The sequence below is a fragment of the Streptomyces sp. NPDC002144 genome (assembly GCF_053593695.1).
In genome coordinates, this window is the sequence record NZ_JBSFDB010000005.1 from 226,214 (window position 1) to 243,368 (window position 17,155).

Annotated in this window: 15 protein-coding genes; 7 read left to right on the plus strand and 8 right to left on the minus strand. The window is 70.8% G+C overall.

The genetic code is table 11. From position 1 onward, the window contains the following. Positions 1 to 74 precede the first annotated feature (74 nt). The 5 genes from rlmN (at position 75) to ACWCQ1_RS10115 (ending at position 5,873) form a co-directional block, all read left to right on the plus strand. Positions 75 to 1,181 carry a 23S rRNA (adenine(2503)-C(2))-methyltransferase RlmN gene (gene rlmN / locus ACWCQ1_RS10095; RefSeq protein WP_133047353.1) on the plus strand — a complete coding sequence of 369 codons (1,107 nt, stop codon included), beginning with the start codon at positions 75 to 77 and terminating at the stop codon, positions 1,179 to 1,181. 126 nt (positions 1,182 to 1,307) lie between these two features. Beyond that, the gene (locus ACWCQ1_RS10100) at positions 1,308 to 2,381 is read left to right on the plus strand and encodes a thiamine ABC transporter substrate-binding protein (RefSeq protein WP_451026226.1); all 1,074 of its coding nucleotides are present in this window, start codon (positions 1,308 to 1,310) and stop codon (positions 2,379 to 2,381) included. Then, entirely contained in the window at positions 2,357 to 4,039 is a 1,683-nt protein-coding gene (locus ACWCQ1_RS10105; protein ID WP_451026227.1) for an ABC transporter permease, read from the plus strand. The genes ACWCQ1_RS10100 and ACWCQ1_RS10105 overlap by 25 nt, the downstream gene beginning before the upstream one ends. Further along, complete coding sequence (locus tag ACWCQ1_RS10110; RefSeq protein WP_451026228.1) at positions 4,040 to 5,059, plus strand: ABC transporter ATP-binding protein; 1,020 nt, start codon at positions 4,040 to 4,042, stop codon at positions 5,057 to 5,059. A gap of 25 nt (positions 5,060 to 5,084) precedes the next feature. Next, positions 5,085 to 5,873: a maleylpyruvate isomerase family mycothiol-dependent enzyme gene (locus tag ACWCQ1_RS10115; protein WP_451026229.1), complete on the plus strand. Its 789-nt coding sequence runs from the start codon at positions 5,085 to 5,087 to the stop codon at positions 5,871 to 5,873. A 61-nt stretch (positions 5,874 to 5,934) separates the two neighbouring features. On the opposite strand, the gene ACWCQ1_RS10120 is transcribed toward ACWCQ1_RS10115, so the two are convergent. The 7 genes from ACWCQ1_RS10120 to ACWCQ1_RS10150 all read right to left on the minus strand — a co-directional run bounded on the left by ACWCQ1_RS10120 (position 5,935) and on the right by ACWCQ1_RS10150 (position 12,686). After that, positions 5,935 to 6,636, minus strand: a complete 702-nt coding sequence (locus ACWCQ1_RS10120) for an LAETG motif-containing sortase-dependent surface protein (RefSeq protein ID WP_165955042.1) — start codon at positions 6,634 to 6,636, stop codon at positions 5,935 to 5,937. Positions 6,637 to 6,797: 161 nt separating this feature from the next. Next, positions 6,798 to 7,919, minus strand: coding sequence for an LOG family protein (locus ACWCQ1_RS10125; RefSeq protein ID WP_451026230.1), 1,122 nt, complete (start codon positions 7,917 to 7,919; stop codon positions 6,798 to 6,800). A gap of 26 nt (positions 7,920 to 7,945) precedes the next feature. Then, entirely contained in the window at positions 7,946 to 8,353 is a 408-nt protein-coding gene (locus tag ACWCQ1_RS10130) for a VOC family protein (protein ID WP_356949461.1), read from the minus strand. A 100-nt stretch (positions 8,354 to 8,453) separates the two neighbouring features. Then, a complete protein-coding gene (locus tag ACWCQ1_RS10135) occupies positions 8,454 to 9,827 on the minus strand; it encodes a hypothetical protein (protein WP_451026231.1) in 1,374 nt (457 codons plus the stop codon). Continuing rightward, positions 9,809 to 10,609 carry an ABC transporter ATP-binding protein gene (locus ACWCQ1_RS10140; RefSeq protein ID WP_451026232.1) on the minus strand — a complete coding sequence of 267 codons (801 nt, stop codon included), beginning with the start codon at positions 10,607 to 10,609 and terminating at the stop codon, positions 9,809 to 9,811. Before ACWCQ1_RS10140 ends, ACWCQ1_RS10135 begins: the two co-directional genes overlap by 19 nt. A gap of 191 nt (positions 10,610 to 10,800) precedes the next feature. Continuing rightward, on the minus strand, positions 10,801 to 12,183 hold the full coding sequence (locus ACWCQ1_RS10145; protein ID WP_133047360.1) for an aspartate aminotransferase family protein: 1,383 nt from the start codon (positions 12,181 to 12,183) through the stop codon (positions 10,801 to 10,803). After that, entirely contained in the window at positions 12,168 to 12,686 is a 519-nt protein-coding gene (locus ACWCQ1_RS10150) for an Lrp/AsnC family transcriptional regulator (RefSeq protein ID WP_133047361.1), read from the minus strand. The genes ACWCQ1_RS10145 and ACWCQ1_RS10150 overlap by 16 nt, the downstream gene beginning before the upstream one ends. A 163-nt stretch (positions 12,687 to 12,849) precedes the next feature. Between ACWCQ1_RS10150 and ACWCQ1_RS10155 the strand changes: the two genes are divergently transcribed. After that, positions 12,850 to 14,289 carry a gamma-aminobutyraldehyde dehydrogenase gene (locus ACWCQ1_RS10155; protein ID WP_133047362.1) on the plus strand — a complete coding sequence of 480 codons (1,440 nt, stop codon included), beginning with the start codon at positions 12,850 to 12,852 and terminating at the stop codon, positions 14,287 to 14,289. 111 nt (positions 14,290 to 14,400) lie between these two features. Then, positions 14,401 to 15,576, plus strand: coding sequence for a polyamine ABC transporter substrate-binding protein (locus ACWCQ1_RS10160; RefSeq protein WP_133047363.1), 1,176 nt, complete (start codon positions 14,401 to 14,403; stop codon positions 15,574 to 15,576). Positions 15,577 to 15,653: 77 nt separating this feature from the next. Here the strand turns inward: ACWCQ1_RS10160 and ACWCQ1_RS10165 are convergent, their stop codons facing one another. Continuing rightward, positions 15,654 to 16,814, minus strand: a complete 1,161-nt coding sequence (locus ACWCQ1_RS10165; protein ID WP_451026276.1) for a zinc ribbon domain-containing protein — start codon at positions 16,812 to 16,814, stop codon at positions 15,654 to 15,656. Between the last annotated feature and the right edge of the window lie 341 nt (positions 16,815 to 17,155).

Here is a 17,155-nt window from a genome sequence, read left to right on the forward strand (position 1 = left end):
CGTATCCGCGGTAGAGCGGTCTACACCTCCGCAGTCCCGGGTCACCCGATTGGATCTGCGACACTGGTTGAGCCATGCCTAAGCCCGGAGAACTTACTTTCGTCGCCCCCCGCGGAGCTCAGAAGCCGCCGCGGCATCTTGCCGATCTCACTCCTGCCGAGCGCAAGGAGGTCGTTGCCGAGGTCGGGGAGAAGCCGTTTCGTGCGAAGCAGCTGTCGCAGCACTACTTCGCGCGGTACGCGCACGACCCCGCGGAGTGGACCGACATCCCGGCCGCGGCGCGCCCCAAGCTGCGGGAGGCGCTGCTTCCCGAGCTGATGACCGTCGTACGGCATCTGTCGACCGACCAGGGGACCACCCGTAAGACGCTGTGGCGGCTGTTCGACGGGACGCTCGTCGAGTCGGTGCTGATGCGGTACCCGGACCGGGTGACCATGTGCATCAGCTCGCAGGCGGGGTGCGGGATGAACTGCCCGTTCTGCGCCACCGGGCAGGCCGGGCTGGACCGGAATCTGTCGACCGCCGAGATCGTGCACCAGATCGTGGACGGGATGCGGGCGCTGAGGGACGGAGAGGTCCCGGGCGGGCCCGCGCGGCTGTCCAACATCGTCTTCATGGGGATGGGGGAGCCGCTCGCCAACTACAAGCGGGTGGTCGGAGCCATTCGCGCGCTCACCGACCCCGCCCCGGACGGCCTCGGGCTCTCGCAGCGCGGGATCACCGTGTCGACGGTCGGGCTCGTGCCCGCCATCCACCGCTTCGCCGACGAGGGCTTCAAGTGCCGGCTCGCGATCTCGCTGCACGCTCCCGACGACGAACTGCGCGACACCCTCGTCCCCGTGAACACGCGCTGGAAGGTGCGGGAGGTGCTCGACGCCGGGTTCGAGTACGTGGAGAAGAGCGGGCGGCGGCTGAGCATCGAGTACGCGCTCATTCGGGACATCAACGACCAGGCGTGGCGGGGGGACCGGCTCGGGCGGCTGCTCAGGGGCAAGCCCGTACACGTCAATCTCATTCCGCTGAACCCGACCCCGGGCTCGAAGTGGACCGCCTCCCGGCCCGAGGACGAGAAGGCCTTCGTCGAGGCCATCGCCGCGCACGGCGTGCCGGTGACCATCCGGGACACCCGCGGTCAGGAGATCGACGGTGCCTGTGGACAGCTGGCGGCCACCGAGCGGTAACCTTTGCCCGTACGTACATCTTCATATCCGACAGGGGAGCGCCACAGCGCTGAGAGTGCGGCAATAGGGCCGCAGACCCTCTGAACCTCGCCCAGGTCATTCTGGGTAGGAAGTTCGGTCATCACCGTGAACACCAAGAAGTACTGTGCTGCCGTCGTCGGCCTCGGCATGCTCACGCTGTCCGCGTGCGGCTCCTCCGGCGGCGGTTCGGCCACCGACTCCAAGACCGTCACCCTGGTCAGCCACGACTCGTGGGCCGTTTCGAAGAGCGTCCTCGCCGACTTCGAGAAGCAGTCCGGCTACAAGGTCCACGTCCTCAAGGACGGAGACGCCGGGCAGGCCGTCAACAAGGCCATCCTGACGAAGGACAACCCCCAGGGCGACGTCTTCTTCGGCGTCGACAACACGCTGCTCTCCCGGGCCCTGGACAACGGACTGTTCCAGTCGTACGAGGCGAAGGGCTCCGACCGGATCAAGCCGCAGTACCGGGTCGACCAGGACAAGCACCGGGTCACGCCCATCGACTCCGGCGACATCTGCGTCAACTACGACAAGGCCTACTTCAGCAAGCACAAGCTGACCCCGCCGCAGTCCTTCGACGACCTGGTCAAGCCCGAGTACAAGAACCTCCTCGTCACCGAGAACGCCGCCACCTCATCGCCCGGCCTCGGCTTCCTGCTCGGCTCCGCCGCGCAGTACGGGAACGACGGCTGGCAGGGCTACTGGAAGAAGCTCAAGGCCAACGGCGTCAAGGTCGTCGACGGCTGGGAGCAGGCCTACAACGAGGAGTTCTCCGGCTCGGCCGGCGGCAAGAAGGCCAAGGGCGACCGGCCGCTCGTCGTCTCCTACGCCTCCTCGCCGCCCGCGGAGGTCGTCTACGCCGACCCGAGGCCGAAGACCGCGCCGACCGGAGTGTCGTACGGCACCTGCTTCCGGCAGATCGAGTACGCGGGACTGCTCAGCAACGCGCACAACGACAAGGGCGGCAAGGCGTTCATCGACTTCCTGGTGACCAAGGAGTTCCAGGAGGACATGCCGCTCAACATGTTCGTCTATCCGGTGACCGAAGGGGCCGCGGTGCCCAAGGAGTTCACCGAGTACGGTCCCGCCGCCAAGGACCCCGAGACGATGGCCCCCGCGAAGATCGCCGCCAACCGTGACCAGTGGGTCAAGTCGTGGACGTCACTCGTACTGAAGTAGCGAACCGCCCCTCCAGGGCAAGGGCTCGGCGCGGGAGCGCGGCTCGGCTCGGGCTGCTCGCCGTGCCCGTCGCGTTCTTCGCGCTGTTCTTCGCCTGGCCCGTCGCCGCGATCGTCGCGCGCGGGCTGAAGGTCGACGGGGTGTGGCGGTTCGGGCGGATCGCGGACGTCGTCACCCAGTCCGACATCCGGCACGTCCTGTGGTTCACCACCTGGCAGGCGCTCGCCTCGACCGCGCTCACCCTCCTGGTCGCCCTCCCCGGCGCCTACGTCTTCGCGCGCTTCGAGTTCCCGGGCCGACAGGTGCTGCGGGCCGTCGTCACCGTCCCGTTCGTCCTGCCGACGGTCGTCGTCGGGACCGCCTTCCTCGCGCTCGTCGGACGCGGCGGACTGCTCGACGAGTTGTGGGGCGTACGGCTGGACACGACCGTGTGGGCCATCCTGCTGGCGCACGTCTTCTTCAACTACGCGGTCGTCGTACGGACCGTGGGCGGCCTGTGGGCGCAACTGGACCCGCGGCAGGAGGAGGCCGCGCGGATGCTGGGCGCGTCCCCGCTGCGCGCCTGGCGCAGGGTCACTCTGCCGGCCCTCGCGCCCGCCGTGGCCGCCGCCGCGCTGATGGTGTTCCTCTTCACCTTCACCTCCTTCGGCGTCGTCCAGATCCTCGGCGGCCCCACCTTCTCCACCCTGGAAGTCGAGATCTACCGGCAGACCTCCGAGATCTTCGACCTGTCCACGGCCGCCGTGCTCACGATCGTCCAGTTCGTGGCCGTCGGCGCGATCCTCGCCGTGCACGCCTGGACAGTACGGCGGCGGGAGAGCGCCCTGCGGCTCGTGGACGCGTCCGTGACGGCCCGGCGGCCGCGCGGGGCGCGCCAGTGGGCGCTGCTGGCCGGTGTCCTCGTCACCGTCGCCGTCCTGCTCCTGCTGCCGCTCGCCGTGCTGGTGCAACGGTCGCTGGACGCGCCGGACTTCCGCTACTACCGGGCGCTGACCGGCGAGGTCGGCGACACCTTCCTCGTCCCGCCGATCGATGCGATCGGCAACTCGCTCGAGTACGCCCTCGCCGCGACCGCCATCGCCGTCGTGATCGGCGCTCTGGCCGCCGCGGCCCTCGCCCGCCGGGACGCCGGACGACTGGTGCGCGGCTTCGACGCGCTGCTGATGCTGCCGCTCGGCGTCTCCGCGGTGACCGTCGGCTTCGGCTTCCTGATCGCCCTCGACAAGCCCCCACTGGACCTGCGCCAGTCCTGGATCCTGGTGCCGCTGGCACAGGCGCTGGTGGGCGTGCCCTTCGTCGTACGGACCATGCTGCCGGTGCTGCGGGCCGTGGACGCCCGGCTGCGGGAGGCGGCTGCCGTGCTCGGGGCCTCGCCCTGGCGGGTGTGGCGGGAGGTCGATCTGCCCCTGGTACGGCGGGCGTTGCTGGTCGCCGCCGGGTTCGCCTTCGCCGTGTCGCTGGGGGAGTTCGGGGCGACCGTGTTCATCGCACGGCCCGACAACCCGACCCTGCCGGTCGCCGTGGCGCGGCTGCTCGGGCGGCCCGGCGAACTCAACTACGGCCAGGCGATGGCCCTTTCGACGATCCTGATGGTGGTGTGCGCGGTGGCGCTGCTGGTGCTCGAGCGGCTCCGTACCGACCGGACCGGGGAGTTCTAGATGCTGCTGAGCCTGGAAGAGGCCACCGTCCGCTTCGGTGCGCGGGCCGTGCTCGACGCCGTCGGCCTCGAGGTCGCCGAGCACGAGGTGGTGTGCGTGCTCGGGCCCAGCGGCAGCGGCAAGTCCACGCTGCTGCGGGCGGTGGCCGGGCTGCAACCGCTGGACGCCGGACGGGTGTTGCTCGACGGCCGCGACCAGGCCGGTGTGCCCGCGCACAAGCGTGGGGTCGGCCTGATGTTCCAGGACCACCAGCTCTTCCCGCAGCGGGACGTGGGCGGCAACGTCGCCTTCGGCCTGCGGATGCACGGGGCGCCGAGAGGCGAACAGCAGGAACGTGTGCGGGAGTTGCTGGAACTCGTCGGGCTGCCCGGCGCCGAGCGGCGGGCCGTGGGCGCGCTGTCCGGCGGTGAGCAGCAGCGCGTGGCGCTGGCCCGGGCCCTCGCGCCCCGGCCGCGGCTGCTGATGCTGGACGAGCCGCTCGGTCAGCTCGACCGCTCGCTGCGGGAGCGGCTGGTCGTCGAACTCCGGGAGCTGTTCGGCCGGTTGGGCACCACCGTGCTCGCGGTGACGCACGACCAGGGCGAGGCCTTCGCGCTCGCCGACCGGGTGGTGGTGATGCGGGAGGGACGGATCGCCCAGTCCGGTACGCCCCTGGAGGTCTGGCAGCGGCCGGCGGACGAGTTCGTGGCCCGGTTCCTCGGCTTCGAGAACGTGGTCGAGGGCACGGTCGCGGGGGAGGCCGCGGACACGCCCTGGGGCAAGGTCCCGGTGCCCGAGGACGCCCCCCAGGGCACCCGCGGCCTCCTGGTCCGCCCCGCCGGCGTCCGGCTCGTCCCCGCCGACGAGGGCCTGCCCTGCACGGTCGCCGCCCGCACCTTCAAGGGCACCCATGTCGCCGTACACCTGCAGCCCGAGGACGCACCCCGGCTGGAGGCGGCGTGCGCGCTGCGCGAGGCGCCGGAGGTCGGGGACGTGGTCGGGGTGGAGTTCGACGCGGCGGAAATCGTGGTGCTGGGCTGACGGGTCCGCGCATAGGGTGCGGCCCATGACCTTGCTTGCGTACGACCGCTACTGCGACGAGATAACCCACCAGGTGGCCGAGTTGCGGACCGTGGTGACCTCCGGCGCCGACCTGTCCGCGAAGGTGCCGACTTGCCCGGACTGGACCCTCGAACAACTCGTCCTGCACATGGGCGGGGTGCTGCGCTGGGTGGAGGTGCTGGTCAGGACCCGGGCCGAGGAGGATGTACGGGACGAGGACATCCCCCGCGGCGACGGTCCGGAGACCACGGGCGACGCCGCCGAACTCGATGCCTGGCTCGCCGAAGCCGGTGAACTGGTCGTTCGCGCGCTTCGGGAGGCCGGCCCGGACGCCAAGGTGTGGTCGTGGGCCGGAATGCTCGGCTCCGGCTTCTGGGCGCGCCGGATGACCCACGAGATCACCGTCCACCGGGCGGACGCCACACTGGCCGCCGGACTGCCCTACGAGGTCGCGCCCGACGTCGCGGCCGACGCGATCGACGAGTGGTTGCAGCTCGTGGGGCTGGCGGGCGAGCGCAGGGAGATGGAGCGGCCGCTCGCCGCAGGGCGCAGTCTGCACCTCCACGCCACCGACACCGCACCGGAGTCGAACGCCGAGTGGTTCGTGGAAGGGACCGAGCAGGGCGTCACCTGGCGCCGCGGGCACGAGAGGGCCGACGTCGCCCTGCGCGGCCCGCTCACCTCGCTGCTCCTCGCCTTCTACCGCCGACTGCCGCTGGACGGCTCGGGGTTGGAGGTCCTCGGTGACCGGCAGTTGCTCGAATTCTGGCTGGAACGGGCGACGTTCGGCTGAACGACGAAGGCCCGTCCCCCGGGGATACGGGGAGGGCCTTCGCGATGGTGCTGGTGAGGCGTCAGCGGCCGCTGTTGGCCCCACGACGGCGCATGCCGAAGAACACGGCACCGCCGCCGACGACGACGAGGGCGCCCGCGACACCGGCGATCAGGCCGGTGTTGGAGTTCGCACCGGTCTCGGCGAGGTTGGAGTCACCGGCCGCCGGGGACGGGGCGTTGTCCGTCGTGGTTGCCGGAGCGGTGGTGCTGTCCGAGGCCGACGCGGTCGGGGTGGGGGTCTCCGAGGCCGGGGTGGTGGCCGGGGGAGTCGTGGCGGGCGCAGTGGTGGCCGGCGCCGTGGTCTCGCCCTTCGAGCAAGCCTCGGACGGGGTGGTCACGTTCGGCTTGATGTCCTTGTCGAACTTGAACTTCGCGGTGTCGACCGTGACGTGGACGCGGTACTCCGCGTTCGGCTTCCAGTCCTCGGCGAACGTGACATCCGTGCCCGTGGCCGAGCCCTTGACGGTCTGCGGCTGGCCGACCGGAGTCTCGTTGCCGGCCGGACCCTCGAGGAACACGGTGATGGTGGCGGTCTGGCCGGAGGCGTCCTTGTCCGTGACGGTGATGACGCCCTTGCTGCCGTCGCAGGAAGCCGCGGCGGAGAAGTCCCGGATGTTGCACGCGAGCGCGGAGCCCGCGGCGCTCATGGCGAGCGCTGTCGAGGCCGCGGCGACGCCCAGGATCTGCGCGGAACGTCGGGCGGTACGGCGAGATATGGTCACTTTTGCCCTTCACGGGGATATGCAACTGAGGGGGGTTGTAAGAGAAGTGAGGCAACAGTGAGGTGAGGCTTCACTCTCCCCAGGAGGCTCACAGGTCTATAAGTGTTTCATAAGGAGTGTCAACGCATATGCCCGCCCGGGGCGTTGACTTTACCTTCTCATTAACCACCGACATGTTTCAACGCGTCAGGTGCGTCCTCGATCCGGTCAACGAGGGCGATACGGGACTCCATCGAGCGTTCCCGGGCGAGTGACCGCAAGAGGGGCCATGCCGGCAGCCGCTCCGTCCAGTGCTCCCGGTCGACGAGCACCATCGGCGTCGGCTCGCCGCGCGACTCGTAGTAGTTGGGCGTCGCGTTGTCGAAGATCTCCTGTACGGTCCCGGCCGCGCCCGGCAGGAACACCACGCCCGCGTTGCACCGGGCCAGCAGTCCGTCCTCGCGGGTGGCGTTGGCGAAGTACTTGGCGATGTGCGAGGCGAAGGGGTTCGGCGGCTCGTGGCCGTAGAACCAGGTGGGGATGCCGATGGAGTGGTTGCCTTTCGGCCAGCGGGAGCGCACCTCGAAGGCGGCCCGCGCCCACTCGGTGATCGAGGGGGTGAACGAGGGGGATCCGCCGAGGAGTTCGCATGCCTCGTCCAGCATCGCGTCCTTGTACGGCGCCGCGTACGCGCCCAGGTTCGCCGCCTCCATCGCGCCCGGGCCGCCGCCGGTCGCCACGGTCAGCCCGGCGCGGCTCAGCTCCCGGCCGAGGCGCGCGGCACCGGCGTACGCCTCCGTGCCGCGTGCCATCGCGTGGCCGCCCATCACGCCCACCACCCGGGCGCCGCGCAGGAGTTCGTCCAGGGCGTCGGAGACGGAGTCGTCGTGGACGGCGCGCAGCATCGAGGCGTATATGTCGCCGTCCGCCCTGGTGCGCTGGAACCAGGCGTAGGCGAGGGCGTCGGGTGTCTGCTCGTAGCCCTGGTCCAGGGAGGCGAACAGCTCGTCGGCGGTGTAGAGGTGGCCGCGGTAGGGGTCGAAGGGGAGATGCGGGACCGGGGGGAAGACCAGGGCGCCGTCGGTCCGGATCTTCTGCTCGGCGTCCGCCCGCATCGGGCAGCCCAGGAAGACCGCGCCCGCGGTGTCCGTGGTCAGCAACTCCCTGGTCCGGTCCGTCAGATCGACGCCCTGTACGCGGTGGCCGGCTAGGGTGCCGCGGGCCGAGACCGTCGCGTCGAAGTCCTCGAGCGTCTCGATCTCGCGCTCGTCGTGGTGGGCCGCATGGGCCGGGCTCGTCTGCACGGGCCCATGCTAGGCACCCCGCGGGTTCAGCTCTGGACCGCCGCCGGGTCCATCCACACGACCTCCCAGGAGTGGCCGTCGAGGTCGTCGAAGGAGCGGCCGTACATGTAACCGTGGTCCTGGACGTCGTCGTTGGCCCTGCCGCCCGCGGCGACGGCCTTCTCGACCAGCTCGTCGACCTTCTCGCGGCTCTCGGCGCTCAGACAGATCAGCACCTCGCTGGTCCGCGTCGAGTCCGCGATCTCCTTCTTGGTGAAGTCGGCGTAGCGCTGCTTGCTGAGCAGCATCGTCACGATGGTGTCGCTGATCACGACGCAGGCGCAGTCGTCGCCGCTGAACTGGGGGTTGATCGTGTAGCCGAGCTCCGTGAAGAACTTCTTCGACGCGTCGACGTCGTCGGTGGCCAGGTTCACGAAGATCATCTGCTGGTACATGAGGGTCTCTCCCATCGGGCGGGGTGTGCTGTTCGGTGGGGTAGACCGGGGGCGCCGGCGGAACTCATCGGTGGCCGGCAGATGCGTTTTCCGGGTGCGCTCAGCGGGTGAGGGGCAGCGCCGCGAGTTCGGCCACCAGCAGGGTCAGCGGGGTGAAGAGGGTCAGCAGGGCGGCGGCGCGCAGAGCGGCGGCGGTGCGGAGCATCGTGGCGGGGGCGCCCAGGCGGACCAGGGCCGCCGTGGTGTCGGCCCGGGCCTGTCTGGCCTCCACGGCGGCCGTCAGGAGGGTGGCGAGGGCGCAGCCGGTGACCAGCACGGTGCCGAGGGTGGCGAGGGGCCCGAAGGAGGGCTCCGAGGGGTCGTAGAGCGTGGTCATGGCGTACGCGGCGGAGGCGACGGCGCAGACGATGCCGAGGGGGCGGCCGATGCGGGTGGCCTCCTCCATGAGGACGCGGCCCGCCAGGAGGCGCAGGGCGCCGGGGCCGGCGGACTGGAGCAGGCGGCCGGTGAGATGGGTGAGGGCGGGGGCGGCGAGGGCCAGACCGAGGACGGTCAGGGCGAGGCCGACGAGGACGGCGGGGGTGGCGGTGGTGGTGAGGCCGCCGGGGAGTTCGAAAGTCCGGTTCTGGGTCGTGCGGCTCGCGTAGGCCTCCACGGCGAGGCCCGCGGCGAGGGTCGCGATGCCCCAGGGGAGGCCGGAGGGAGCGGTGCGGGGGACCGGGGGCCGGGTGGGGTCCTGGTCCTGCGGGGGTGTGTCCGTGACGGGTGGCGTTTCGCCGGACCGCGCCGGTGCGGCGCCCGCCGCGCCGTGCCCGTCCCTGGGCGGACGTGACGCGGCGCGGCCCCCTCGGAGGTGGGCGCCGAAGCGGCCGTACGCCCCGACCGTCTCCCGCGTGGCCGATCTGCCGTAGGCGCCGAAGCGGCCGTACGAGCGGGCCGTGCCGCGTGTGGCGCCCGGCCGTGTGTCACGGGGGCGCAGGACGAGAGCCACCGCCGCCGACGCCAGGGCCGGCACCAGGGACAGGAGCGTCACGGACGCCGGGAGGGGCAACGGCCGGCCCGCCGCCAGGGCGTCCGCCGCCGCGCCGTCGAAGGGGATGCCCGTCAGGTCGCCCCGCAGATGCAGGAAGAGCAGGAGGGCCAGCAGGGAGCCCAGGGTGGTGGACAGGGCCGTCGTCGTGGCCGCGATGGTCATCAGACGGGCCGGGCCCAGACCGATGGAGGACAGGCCCGGGCGGGGCTTCGTGGCCGGGTCGGTACGGGAGACCGCGACCGCCAGATGGACCGTGGCCGCCAGTGGCGTCAGACACCAGGCCAGGCGGAGGGCCGAGGCGGACGGGGACTCGGGGTGGCTCAGGGCGTGGCCGAGGCTGCACAGGAGGAGGAAGCCGGTGCCGCCCGAGGCGAGGGTCACCAGCAGACGGCGCAGATGGACGGCCGGACGGGCGGTGCGGGTCAGACGGAGAGCGAGCACGCGGCCCCCTGGCCTTCGGACCCGGTCCCCCGGCCGCCCGGCCCGTTCCGTCGGCTCTCCGCTCCCCGCGCCTCCGCCTCCGCCATCGGCGGGAGGTGGACCGTGTTCACGCGACGGCCGTCCAGCAGCGCCACCGTGCGGTCGGCGAGAGCCGCCGTCTCCGCGTCGTGGGTCGCCAGGACCACCGTGATGCCGTGCGAGCGGGCCGCGGTGGTCAGCGTCCGCAGGACGTGCGCCCGGTCCGCGCGGTGCAGCGGGGCCGTCGGCTCGTCGGCGAACAGGACCGTCGGCGCGGGGGCCAGGGCGCGGGCGATGGAGACGCGCTGGCGTTCCGCCTGGGTCAGTTCGTGCGGACGGTGGCGGGAGCGGTCGCCGACGTCGAGGCGTTCCAGCCACTCCAGCGCGGCCGTCCTGGCCCGGCGGCGGCTCGTGCCGCGCAGCATCAGCGGGAGCGCCGCGTTCTCCCAGACGTTGAGCTCGGGGACCAGGACCGGCGCCGGGTCGATCCAGCCGAACCGGTCGCGGCGCAGCCGTTCCCGGGTCAGCGGGCTCATCGTGTGGACGGGCACGCTGTTGAACCAGACCTCGCCGCGCTGGGCCGGCACCAGTCCGGACAGACAGCGCAGCAGGGTCGTCTTGCCGCTGCCGCGCGGGCCGCTGACGGCGAGGATCTCGCCCTCCTGGACGCCGATGGAGACGCCGAGAAGCGCGGGCGAGCCGTCGCTGTGCTGGAAGTGCAGGGCGCGTGCCCAGAGCACGTCGTTGTCCGGCGGGGCCACCATGGGCGTACACCTCGAGTCAGATCCGTTTGTGCCGTGCCGATCCCCCGTGCGGGGGAACGAAGACAGGGCCGATCGGTCACTCGCACGCTAGGCAGGCATCGCCCGGAGGACGGACAGCACACGGCCCCGGGCGCCCGTTTCTCACTCGAACGGGCGGCACCGGGGCCGTTGTTGATCACAGAGTCAGCTCATCAGAGCTTCGTCCACGCCTCCGTCAGCGTCGCGCGCAGGATCTGCTCGATCTCGTCGAACGTGTCCTGGTTGGAGATCAGCGGCGGAGCGAGCTGGACGACCGGGTCGCCGCGGTCGTCGGCACGGCAGTACAGGCCGTTGTCGAAGAGGGCCTTGGAGAGGAAGCCGTACAGGACGCGCTCGGTCTCCTCGTCGTTGAAGGACTCCTTGGTGGCCTTGTCCTTCACCAGCTCGATGCCGTAGAAGAAGCCGTTGCCGCGGACGTCGCCGACGATCGGCAGGTCGTGCAGCTTCTGCAGGGTGGACAGGAAGGCGCCCTCGTTGTCCAGCACGTGCTGGTTGAGGCCCTCGCGCTCGAAGAGGTCGAGGTTGGCCAGGCCCACCGCGGCGGAGACCGGGTGGCCGCCGAAGGTGTAGCCGTGCAGGAAGGTGTTGTCGCCCTTGTAGAAGGGCTCGGCGAGGCGGTCGGAGACGATGCAGGCGCCGATCGGGGAGTAGCCCGAGGTCATGCCCTTGGCACAGGTGATCATGTCCGGGACGTAGCCGAACTTGTCGCAGGCGAACATCGTGCCGAGGCGGCCGAAGGCGCAGATGACCTCGTCCGACACGAGCAGCACGTCGTACTGGTCGCAGATCTCGCGCACCCGCTGGAAGTAGCCGGGCGGGGGCGGGAAGCAGCCGCCGGCGTTCTGGACCGGCTCCAGGAAGACCGCGGCGACCGTGTCCGGGCCCTCGAAGAGGATCTGCTGCTCGATCTGGTCGGCGGCCCAGCGGCCGAAGGCCTCGGGGTCGTCGCCGAAGATCGGGGCGCGGTAGATGTTGGTGTTCGGCACCTTGTGAGCGCCCGGGACCAGCGGCTCGAACGGTGCCTTCAGGCCGGGGAGACCGGTGATGGACAGGGCGCCCTGCGGGGTGCCGTGGTAGGCGACCGCGCGGGAGATGACCTTGTACTTGGTGGGCTTGCCGACCAGCTTGAAGTACTGCTTGGCCAGCTTCCAGGCGGTCTCGACGGCCTCGCCGCCGCCGGTGGTGAAGAAGACCTTGTTCAGGTCGCCCGGGGCGTGGTCGGCCAGCCGCTCGGCCAGCTCCACGGCCTTGGGGTGGGCGTAGGACCAGACCGGGAAGAACGCCAGCTCCTGGGCCTGCTTGAAGGCGGTCTCGGCGAGTTCCGTGCGGCCGTGACCGGCCTGGACCACGAACAGACCGGCGAGACCGTCGAGGTAGCGCTTGCCCTTGTCGTCGTAGATGTAGGTGCCCTCGCCGCGCACGATCGTCGGGACGGGGGAGTTCTCGTACGAGGACATGCGGGTGAAGTGCATCCACAAGTGGTCGTACGCGGTCTTGCTGAGGTCCTTCTGGCTCACGGTTATCGGGTTCCCCACATGTAGGTCTGCTTCTTGAGCTTGAGGTAGACGAAGCTCTCGGTGGAGCGCACGCCGGGCAGTGACCGGATGCGTTTGTTGATGACGTCCAGCAGGTGGTCGTCGTCCTCGCAGACGATCTCGGCGAGGATGTCGAACGAGCCCGCGGTCATCACCACGTACTCGACTTCCGACATGTCAGTCAGCGCTTCGGCGATCTTCTCGACATCGCCCTCGACGTTGATCCCGACCATCGCCTGCCGGCGGAAGCCCACGGTGAGCGGGTCCGTGACGGCGACGATCTGCATCACGCCCTGGTCGAGCAGCTTCTGCACGCGCTGGCGCACGGCCGCCTCGGACAGGCCCACGGCCTTGCCGATCGCGGCGTACGGACGCCTGCCGTCCTCCTGGAGCTGCTCGATGATGGCGAGGGAGACGGCATCCAGATGGGGAGTGCCGTTCCTGGACTCGCGGGTGGAGTCCCTCTGCTCTGCGCTTCGACTGGCCACGAGGTCACTGTGCACGACGTCTCGACAGTTCCGCAAGCCATGAACAATGAAATTCGTTGTTTACGTGACTGAGATCTGCGGAATTCGCAGGATCGGTGCGAGCGGGGGTGTTGAAAACGTGGGCTCGCGGATTAGGGTGGTGTCTCAGGTAATGGACACCGAACTTGGAGGGCCGGCAGTGAGCACCGAGCTGCGTCGTCTGCGCAACTACATCGACGGTGAGTTCCGGGACGCCGCCGACGGACGGACCACCGAGGTGGTCAACCCCGTGACCGGCGAGGCCTACGCGACCGCGCCGCTGTCCGGTCAGGCGGACGTCGACGCCGCGATGGCGGCCGCCGCCGCGGCCTTCCCGGCCTGGCGCGACACGACTCCGGCCGAGCGGCAGAAGCACCTGCTGAAGATCGCGGACGCCTTCGAGGAGCGCGCCGAGGAACTCATCGCGGCCGAGGTCGAGAACACGGGCAAGCCGATCGGGCTCACGCGGTCCGAGGAGATCCCGCCCATGGTCGACCAGATCCGCTTCTTCGCGGGCGCGGCCCGGATGCTGGAGGGGCGCTCGGCCGGCGAGTACATGGAGGGGCTCACCTCGATCGTCCGCCGCGAGCCGGTCGGCGTCTGCGCGCAGGTCGCGCCGTGGAACTACCCGATGATGATGGCCGTGTGGAAGTTCGCGCCGGCGATCGCGGCCGGCAACACGGTGGTGCTGAAGCCCTCCGACACCACGCCCGCCTCGACCGTGCTGATCGCGGAGATCATCGGGGAGATCCTGCCGAAGGGCGTCTTCAACGTCATCACCGGCGACCGGGAGACGGGCCGGCTGATGGTCGAGCACCCCACCCCGGCGATGGCCTCCATCACCGGGTCCGTGCGCGCCGGTATGCAGGTCGCCGAGTCCGCGTCCAAGGACCTGAAGCGGGTCCACCTGGAGCTGGGCGGCAAGGCGCCGGTCGTCGTCTTCGAGGACACGGACATCGCCAAGGCCGTGGAGGACATCTCCGTGGCCGGCTTCTTCAACGCCGGACAGGACTGTACGGCGGCCACGCGCGTCCTCGTCCACGAGTCCATTCACGACGAGTTCGTCGCGGCGCTCGCGAAGGCGGCCGGCGAGACGAAGACCGGGCAGCCGGACGACGAGGACGTGCTCTTCGGTCCGCTGAACAACCCCAACCAGCTCAAGCAGGTGACCGGGTTCATCGAGCGGCTGCCCGCGCACGCCAAGGTCGAGACCGGTGGCCACCAGGTCGGTGACAAGGGCTACTTCTACGCGCCGACCGTCGTCTCCGGACTCAAGCAGGACGACGAGATCATCCAGAAGGAGGTCTTCGGACCCGTCATCACCGTCCAGTCCTTCCGGGACGAGGACCAGGCCGTGGAGTGGGCCAACGGCGTCGAGTACGCCCTCGCCTCCTCGGTGTGGACCAAGGACCACGGACGCGCCATGCGGATGTCGAAGAAGCTGGACTTCGGATGCGTGTGGATCAACACGCACATCCCGCTGGTCGCGGAGATGCCGCACGGCGGCTTCAAGAAGTCGGGCTACGGCAAGGACCTCTCGGGCTACGGCTTCGAGGACTACACGCGGATCAAGCACGTGATGACGTCGCTGGAGGCGTGAGCAGCAGGGGTACACGGGGACCGGCCATCGACAAGGTGTCCGGTCCCGCCGCCTCCCTCCTCGACGCGGCGTCGATTGTCGCCGCGCGGGCGGGGGCGGGATGCTGCGCCCATGCCCCTGACGCCGAAGAACCTTTCGCTTCCCCGTCGTTCACTGCTGCTCGCGCTCCTCGGCACAGTGGCCGGCTGCGGAGTGCCCGCGGCCTATGTACGGCCGGGTGAGCGCGCCGTCGCGGACCTGTCGGCCCGTCAGAAGAGACTGACCTGGGCGAACTGGCCGCTGTACATCGACGTCGACGACGCCGACCCGAACCGGCGGCCCACGCTCGACGCCTTCGAGAAGCGCACCGGGATCTCCGTCAAGTACACCGAGGAGATCAACGACAACGACGAGTTCTTCGGCAAGATCAGCCCGGCGCTGATGAACCATCAGCAGACCGGACGGGACCTGATCGTCATGTCCGACTGGATGTGCGCGCGGTTCGTCCGGCTGGGGTGGGTCCAGCAGATGGACCGGGCCCGCCAGCCGAACGTGGCCAAGTACCTCGACCCGCAGCTGAGTTCCCCCGCCTTCGACCCGGGCCGCAGGTACACCGTGCCGTGGCAGTCGGGCATCACCGGCATCGCCTACAACCACAGGAGGCTCGGCCGGGAGATCCGTCATGTCTCCGACCTGTGGGCGAAGGACCTCAAGGGCCGGGTGACCCTGCTCTCCGGTCTGGACGAGGCGTTCGCGCTGCTGATGCAGGGCAACGGCGTCGACATCACCCGGTGGACCGCCGCCGACTTCCACACGGTGTGCGACCAGGTGGAGAAGTACGTCAGCGACGGCCAGATCCGCCGCTTCACCGGCAACGACTACACGAAGGACCTGGTGACCGGTGACGTCCTCGCCTGTCAGGCCTACTCCGGTGACGTCATCCAACTCCAGGCCGACAACCCCGACATCCGCTTCGTCGTCCCCGAGGAGGGCGCCGAGCTGTGGTCGGACTCCCTGATGATCCCCGACCGCGCCCTGCACAAGCGCAACGCGGAACGGCTCGTCGACTACTACTACGCCCCCGAGACCGCCGCCGAACTCGCCGCCTGGGTCAACTACGTCTGCCCCGTCCCCGCCGCCCGTGAGGTCCTGGCCTCCTCCAAGGACAAGGACACCGCCGCCCTCGCCGAGAACCCGCTGATCTTCCCCGACACCAAGATGCGCCGACGGCTGGCGATCGCACGGGACATCACGTCGAGGGAGCGGGTGGAGTTCGCGAGGCGGTGGAACGCGATCGTGGGGTTGTAGGTACCACCGCACACGACGGCGCCACGGTGGCCGGCGTCCGTCACCGGCCACCGAGGCGCGCCCGGTTGTGCGTGTGGTCAGGAGGAGTTGGCGTTGGACGGGCCGAAGAACTCGATCTCGGCGATCGCGACCTGCTTGCTGGCGTCCGCGCCGTAGGCAGACTCGATGGTGAAGCGGACCGCGGTGACCTCGCCGACGCGGAAGGGCTCGCGCTGGCTGCCCGGCCCCTGGTCGAGGACGAGTTGGCGGGTGGTCTTCTTGCCGTTGGCCAGGGTGACGGTCGCCTCGATGCGGTGCGGGCGGGCCGACTGCTGGAGCTGGTCGGCGCGGGTGGAGACGCCCGGGGTGATGCGCAGGTCCAGCAGACGCGTCGGCTCGTTGAACTTCGCCTCGATCCACTGGCCCTGGCCCGAGTCCGACACACCCGGGCCCCACCAGGTGTTGTTGAACTTGTCGAAGGCAAGGGCGGGCTTGTGGCCCGGGTAGGAGCGGGAGGCGCTGTAGCTGTCCGGGTCGACCGGGGCGCGCTTGGAGAAGTGGTCCCGGGTCGCCTGGATGCCCTGGGGGAGGTTGACGGCGCCCACGATCAGCAGGGTCAGGACGACCGCCGCGCCGAGCCAGGTCAGTACGCGGTCGAAGGCGCGGCGCAGACGGGGGCGGTCGCCGGCCCACGGGGTCTCGCGGTTGCCCGCCCCGAACAGCCGCCGCCACCAGGGCAGTCGGCCGGGGGACTGGGCATCGCCGGTCATCGGCATCGCGCAGCGCGTGCAGAAGTGCCGGTCGGGGCGATTGCGGGTGCCGCACCAGGGACACGGGGTGCCGCCGTCCGCGCCGAGTTCCTCACCGGGGGCGCGTACGACCTGCGGCCGCTGGGGGACGGGGCGGCCGGGGAGGACGGGGGCGACGGAGGGGGCCGCCGCGGGGCGGGGCTCCGGGTCGGCGACGGGGACGAGGAGTTGGCGGGCGCGGTCGGTGAGGCCGCCCGGGTCCGAGGGGGTTCGAGGCGGGGTGGGCGCGGGCGCCACTTCGGGAAGCGGCGTCGTAGCGGCCGCCGCGGGGACCGGTTCGGTCGGGGCTGTGTCGTCCAGGGGCGGGGCGGGGGTCGAAGAGGCGCTCGGGGAGGGCGAGTTCGGTGCGGCGGCGGGCGCCGGTGCGGCGGCCGGGGCGGGGGGATTGCCGGCGGTGGGGTCGGTACCGGGTGCGGCTGGGTCCGGGTCGGTGGCGGTACCGGAGACCAAGAGGTCCCTGGGGGTACGGGCCAGACCGGCGCCGCCGTCCGGCCGCGAGAAGGCGTTCCAGCCGGGGCCGTGGTCGGAGGCAGCGGAGGAGGCCGGACCGGCCGCCGCCGAGGTGGCTGAAGGGGCGGTCGTGCCGGGTCCCGCCGCGGAGGTGGCTGAAGGCGGGGTCGTGCCGGGTCCCGCCGCCGAGGTCGAGGCGGGGGCGTCTCCCGGCCCACTGCGGCCCGTCGGCTCACCGGAGACCCCGGTGCCTGCGCCGGAGCCGTCCGCACGACCGGCCCCGCCACCAACCGCCCGCCCGACGGCCTCACCCGCGCCACCGGTGCTGGCGTCCGTGCCGG